At 69.5% G+C, this 6,098-nt stretch carries 6 protein-coding genes; 4 read left to right on the forward strand and 2 right to left on the reverse strand.

Going from position 1 to position 6,098, the window contains the following annotated elements:
• The first annotated feature begins 46 nt into the window (after positions 1 to 46).
• From rplU to proB, 4 genes are all read left to right on the forward strand, one after another.
• Positions 47 to 358 carry a 50S ribosomal protein L21 gene (gene rplU, locus ABZV91_RS25100; protein WP_030523233.1) on the forward strand — a complete coding sequence of 104 codons (312 nt, stop codon included), beginning with the start codon at positions 47 to 49 and terminating at the stop codon, positions 356 to 358.
• 45 nt (positions 359 to 403) lie between these two features.
• On the forward strand, positions 404 to 670 hold the full coding sequence (rpmA, locus tag ABZV91_RS25105) for a 50S ribosomal protein L27 (protein WP_030523232.1): 267 nt from the start codon (positions 404 to 406) through the stop codon (positions 668 to 670).
• Positions 671 to 856: 186 nt separating this feature from the next.
• Complete coding sequence (gene obgE, locus ABZV91_RS25110; protein ID WP_355246305.1) at positions 857 to 2,314, forward strand: GTPase ObgE; 1,458 nt, start codon at positions 857 to 859, stop codon at positions 2,312 to 2,314.
• A 39-nt stretch (positions 2,315 to 2,353) separates the two neighbouring features.
• Complete coding sequence (gene proB / locus ABZV91_RS25115; RefSeq protein WP_355246307.1) at positions 2,354 to 3,475, forward strand: glutamate 5-kinase; 1,122 nt, start codon at positions 2,354 to 2,356, stop codon at positions 3,473 to 3,475.
• A gap of 244 nt (positions 3,476 to 3,719) precedes the next feature.
• Here the strand turns inward: proB and ABZV91_RS25120 are convergent, their stop codons facing one another.
• The gene (locus ABZV91_RS25120) at positions 3,720 to 4,379 is read right to left on the reverse strand and encodes an endonuclease V (protein WP_355246310.1); all 660 of its coding nucleotides are present in this window, start codon (positions 4,377 to 4,379) and stop codon (positions 3,720 to 3,722) included.
• 233 nt (positions 4,380 to 4,612) lie between these two features.
• Complete coding sequence (locus tag ABZV91_RS25125; RefSeq protein WP_355246313.1) at positions 4,613 to 5,509, reverse strand: hypothetical protein; 897 nt, start codon at positions 5,507 to 5,509, stop codon at positions 4,613 to 4,615.
• Positions 5,510 to 6,098: the final 589 nt, after the last annotated feature.

The following is a 6,098-nucleotide window of genomic DNA, read 5'->3' on the forward strand; positions in this document are numbered from 1 at the left end:
CGTGTGAACGAGTGCCGAGCACTAGAGGAAGAAGGGCAGCCGACCGATGGCAACGTACGCGATCGTCAAGACCGGCGGAAAGCAGTACAAGGTCGCGGTCGGTGACCTGGTGAAGGTCGAGAAGATCGAGGGTGCGCCGGGCACCTCCGTGGCACTGTCGCCGGTGCTCGTCGTCGATGGCGCCGAGCTCACCACCGCCGCCGACGCGCTGGCGAAGGTTTCGGTGTCGGCCGAGGTGGTCGAGCAGACCAAGGGCCCGAAGATCCGCATCCACAAGTTCAAGAACAAGACCGGCTACCACAAGCGCCAGGGACACCGTCAGCCGCTGACGGTCCTGAAGGTCACCGGCATCAAGTAACCACCCCGCAGGGCCGCGCAGGCCCGCGCTGAAGGAGTATCAGCAATGGCACATAAGAAGGGCGCATCCAGCTCCCGGAACGGCCGCGATTCCAATGCCAAGCGGCTCGGCGTGAAGCGTTTCGGCGGGCAGTCGGTGAAGGCCGGCGAGATCCTGGTGCGGCAGCGTGGCACCCACTTCCACCCCGGCGTCAATGTCGGCCGTGGCGGGGACGACACCCTGTTCGCGCTCGAGGCGGGGGCCGTCGAGTTCGGTAGCAAGCGTGGTCGCAAGACCGTCAACATCGTGGTCCCGGAGCCGGTCGAAGCCTGACCGGCTGACGACTCCACCACAGCGAGCGGGTCAGGGTGACAAACCCTCGGCCCGCTTTTCGCGTTTCCACCCCCGGCGCCGCCGCCCCGACCGGGCCCGGCCCTGTTCCGGGCGTTGCGACTTCCTCATCCCCGGAACGCAGTGTCCGTCCCACCCCCCGAACCCCCTGAGGAGGATGATCCGGCCATGGCCAAGTTCATCGACCGTGTCGTTCTTCATGTCCGTGCCGGCAAAGGCGGGCACGGTTGCGCGTCGGTGCACCGGGAGAAGTTCAAACCGCTGGGCGGCCCCGACGGTGGCAACGGGGGCAACGGCGGGGATGTGATCCTCGAGGTGGACGCCAATGTGCACACGCTGCTGGACTTTCATTTCCATCCGCACGCCAAGGCCGGTAACGGCAAACCGGGTGAGGGCGGCAACCGGGACGGGAAGAAGGGCGCGGAGCTGCTGCTGAAGGTCCCGGACGGGACCGTCGTGCTGGACGCCGACGGGGAGGTCCTGATGGACCTGGTCGGGGCCGGTAACCGGTTCGTCGTCGCCAAAGGCGGCCGGGGCGGGCTGGGCAACGCGGCCCTGGTGTCCCGGGCCCGGAAGGCGCCCGGTTTCGCGTTGCTGGGCGAGGAGGGCGAGGCCCACGATGTGGTCCTCGAGCTCAAGTCCGTCGCCGACGTGGGGCTGGTCGGGTTCCCGTCCGCGGGGAAGTCCTCGCTGGTCTCGGTGCTGTCCGCCGCCAAACCGAAGATCGCCGACTACCCCTTCACCACGCTGGTGCCGAACCTCGGCGTCGTGAACGCCGGCGATACGACCTTCACGATCGCCGACGTCCCGGGACTGATTCCCGGGGCCAGCGAGGGACGCGGCCTCGGCCTGGACTTCCTCCGGCATCTGGAGCGGTGCGCGGTACTGGCCCATGTGGTGGATCTGGCGACAATGGAACCGGGCCGCGATCCACTCTCCGATATCGACGCTCTCGAAGCCGAACTCGCCGCCTACAAACCCGCCCTGCGCGGTGACGTGAGCCTCGGCGATCTCGCGGATCGGCCGCGGGTGGTGATCCTGAACAAGGTCGACGTGCCCGAGGCGGAGGAGCTCGCCGATCTGGTCACGCCCGAACTGCGGGAGCGGGGTTGGCCGGTGTTCCGGATCTCGGCGGTCGCCCATTCCGGTCTGCGGCAACTGACCTTCGCGCTCGCCGAACTGGTGCAGGCCTATCGCGACGCGCATCCGGCGGCCGCACCGAAGCGGCCCGTGATCCGCCCGGTCCCGGTGGACGATTCCGGTTTCACGGTGCGCGCCGACGCGGAGGAACCGGGCGGGTTCATCGTGCGCGGCACCCGGCCCGAACGCTGGGTGCGCCAGACCCAGTTCGACAACGACGAGGCCGTCGGATATCTCGCCGACCGCCTGGCGCGGCTCGGCGTGGAGGACGAGCTGGTACGGCTCGGTGCGGAGCCGGGCGCACCGGTGACCATCGGCGAGGTGACCTTCGACTGGGAACCGCAGATCGCCGCGGGCACCGATATTGTGCCGACCGGTCGCGGTACCGATATCCGGCTCGAACAGTCCGATCGGGTCAGTGCGGCCGAACGTAAGCACGCGTCGCGGGTGCGGCGCGGTCTGGTGGACGAGGACAGCGAGGAGTAGGCGGGTGAACCAGGGTGACCACGGAGCAGGGGCACGGCCGTGACCCAGGTTTCCGCAGAGCTCAGTGATGCCCGGCGTGCCATCGCCGGGGCCCGCCGGGTGGTGGTGAAGATCGGCTCGTCCGCGCTCACCAGCCTGACCGGTGGACTCGATATCGCCCGGCTGGACCGGCTCGCCGAGGCCATCGAGGCACGGATGCGGGCCGGTTCCGATGTGGTGGTCGTCTCGTCCGGGGCGATCGGGGCGGGGCTGGCTCCGCTGGGCTTGACCCGGCGGCCGCGTGACCTCGCGACCAAACAGGCCGCGGCCAGTGTCGGCCAGCTCGCCCTGGTCCATGCCTGGGGTACCTCGTTCGCCCGGTACGACCGCACCGTCGGTCAGATCCTGCTCAGCGCAGACGATTTCGCCCGGCGGGAACACCACCGCAACGCGCAGCGCACCCTGGACCGGCTGCGCTCGCTCGGCGCTGTGGCGGTGGTGAACGAGAACGATACCGTCGCCACGGAGGAGATCCGGTTCGGCGACAACGACCGGCTGGCGGCGCTGGTGGCCCACTTGGTGGGCGCCGACGCCTTGTTCCTACTGTCCGATGTGGCCGGGCTCTACGACGGTGATCCGCGCAAAGGCGACGCGAACTTCATCGGTGAGGTGCGTACCAGCGCCGATCTCGACGGCGTGATCGCCGGGAGCGGCGGCGTACTCGGCACCGGGGGAATGGCCTCCAAACTGTCGGCCGCCCGGCTGGCCGCGGACGCCGGTGTCCCGGTCCTGCTGGCGGCGGCCGCGGAGGCCGCCGAAGCGCTCGGGACGGGTACGGTCGGTACCGCTTTCGCCGCCCGCCCGGTGCGGTTGTCCGCGCGCCGGTTCTGGGTCCGGCACGCCGCCGACAGCCGGGGTGCGATTCTCATCGACTCCGGGGCGGTCGAGGCGGTGGCCCATGCCCGGCGCTCCCTGCTCGCCGCCGGAATCGTCGGGGTGCGCGGCCGCTTCCACGGCGGTGACGTGGTGGATCTGGTGGGCCCGGATCGCACGGTCGTGGCGCGGGGAGTCGTGGAATACGACGCCGCCGAACTCGCGACGGTGCTCGGCCGGTCGACCCGGGAACTGCCGGACGGTATGCAGCGCCCGGTGATCCACGCCGACGATCTGGTCCGCGTCTGACCTCTGCTCGGCGAAACCGTTCCGGGAGCACCGGCCGGGCTCGGTCGGCCGGGGATCGGACCCGCGGTCCCTCCGGCATCGGTCCTCTGGCGGGGGGTGCAGAGCGGGTCGGCCGCCGCGACCGGATGGAGGCCGCGGGTTCGGCGGATCGGGTGCGGCCGGGACCGGCGCGGATCTCGGTGGGCGGGACCGGCGCGGATCTCGGTGGGCGGCGGCGATCACGCCGCGCCGCCGGCCACGGGGTTCAGGCGATACGGCCCAGATGGTCGGCCGTGCGGGTGGTTTCCGGTAACCGGTAGTGCGGGGCCAGCCGCAGCACCAGCGCGCAGGCGGAGTCGAGGGTGAAGCGATGTCCGACCGAGACGAACAGCGGTGTGACTCCCGGTTGGGTACGCAGGGCGCGGCCGACGACCGCACCGTCCATGGTGACCGGGCTCGAATCACCGCGGGCCGGACCGGGCTCGCTGTACTCGCCCGCGGATTTCTTCGCGACACCGATACTCGGCAGCCCGGTGAGTACACCCAGATGCGCGGCGAGACCGAAGCGGCGGGGATGGGCCAGCCCGTGCCCGTCGCAGACGAGCACATCGGGCTCCACGCGCAGGGCCTCGAGCGCACGGGTCAGTGGGGGGATCTCGCGGAATGCGAAAAGACCCGAGATATAGGGGAACTCGACACGTTCCCGGACGATCGACTGGTCCACCAAGGTCAGCGAGTCCACCTCCAGCACGGTGACCACGCCTATCGCGATATCGGGATCGCGATAGGCGACGTCCAGTCCGGCGGCCCGCCGGATCGGACCGTGTTCGTCGCCCACCAGTACCCGGTCCCGCAGCCGCCGCTGCACGGCGACGGCTTCGTCCGTGCCGACCGCCCATTCGTGCATCTGCCGGACCCGTACCATGCCGGAAGCCTATCCGGCCCCGGTCCTACCCGTGACGCGAGGAACCGGTCCAGCGGGCCGTGTGATCTGCTCCGGCAGAATCCGGCACCGGCCGGGATCGCCGGCATCGGAATCCGGACTGCCCGTGGCTGTTCGGTGGCCGGATGTCGTGGTGGTGTGGGCCGCTGCGTGAATCCCCCGTTCCGAGGCGATCAGGTCGTGCATCGGCGAACATTCCAGACCACCGGCGGCGATCAGCGCCGGTCGGCGGCGAATTCGGGAACGACGGCGTAGCGGCGCAACCGTTCGGCGGCCCGTGCGTCGGCGAGTTCGGCGCGCAGGTCCGGGTTCTCGTGGTAGAAGCGGATCAGCCAGTACGTGGCGGCCGAGCCGATCGAGAGTTTTTCCGCGTGGATACGTTTGGTGACCAGGCGACCGGGTCTGCGGCCGGGGCGTGAGATCCGGATGGTGCCCTTGGAATTGTTGCGCGAGACCACCTCGATCTGTTCGATCGAAGTCCAGCTCACCATGTTCGCGACCGAGGTCTTGGTGGGCAGCACGATATGCATCGGTGTGAGCACCAGCCGGCGGATCTCGGGACGCCGGGCGTACACACAGAGATACAGCAGGAGCAGGACGGCGGCGACCAGGGCCGGCCACGGCGGCACCGGTGGATGCGGGTTCAGGGTGAGGGTGCCGGTCCAGGTGCCGATACCGAAGATCGCGCACACTGCCGCCAGGCTCAGGAAGCAGACCACCAGGGCGACCTCGTAACCGAGGGATCGGCGGATCACCAGCGTGTCCTGGTCGCTTGCGAATCGCGCGCCTTCGATCCGGATCCGCGAACGGCCGCGCGAGGTCGCCGAGAGCATCGGCAGGTAGGAGGCCACCCAGACGGCCGCCGCGATATGGATCGCGGGCTGCAACGGTTGCCCGGAGTCGAGCGCGAGCGCCGCTTGGGCCAGGAGGAAAGTCGCGAGCACGGCCACGAGGAACACCGCCGGATAGGTCCAGCCGTTCAGATTGCCTCGTAGTTCCCGTGGTGGCGGGAAATAGTCCCGGTCCGGAGCCGGTCGCGGACCGGCCGCCGCGGCCGGCCCCGCACCGGCCTCCGGCTCCTCGGGGGATACGGTCTGCGGCTGGCTTGTCATCGGTACTACCTGCACTTCAGGATTCGATCGGGCGCCTGCGATGATATCGGCAATCGGAGGGCAACTCCGCCTCCTGCACGGTGACGTCTGTGCGCCATGGGGCGATACCTTCGCCCCGGTCGGTGATCGCGGCGCGATTCGCCGTGATCACCGTCCAGGTGTGGTTCGCGGGGTTCACGATTCGACGGCGGGCGGGCGGTCGTCCGCCGCGTCGCCGAGCGCAGCGCCTCGCCGGTAGCGGTGGTGGGGACGCCCGAGGCGATTTTCGAGGGTGCGGTGGCGTGGTGCTGTGACACACCATCTACCTCGACCCGGATGTTGGCAGACTTGGCGCCGCCCAGGACTACCCGATGCTCGACGCCGACGTAGCCAGGGCTGCACCGTTCACCTGAACGCACATCATCATCGACGGTCATTACAGCTTCGGTCCGCCAGATCTCGGCGAAACACACCGGCCATTGTGGCGGGTACCCGATAATGCGTCCACCCGGAAATTGAGTCCGGGTCGTTCGGTTGGTGTTCAGTCGATCCCGCAGGCCACCGGATGGTGGGTGCAGGTGCAGGACGCAGCGTACTCGGCCGGGGTGCG

Origin of the sequence: Nocardia sp. NPDC004568, from assembly GCF_040609955.1 — a bacterium.
Classification (GTDB): domain Bacteria; phylum Actinomycetota; class Actinomycetes; order Mycobacteriales; family Mycobacteriaceae; genus Nocardia.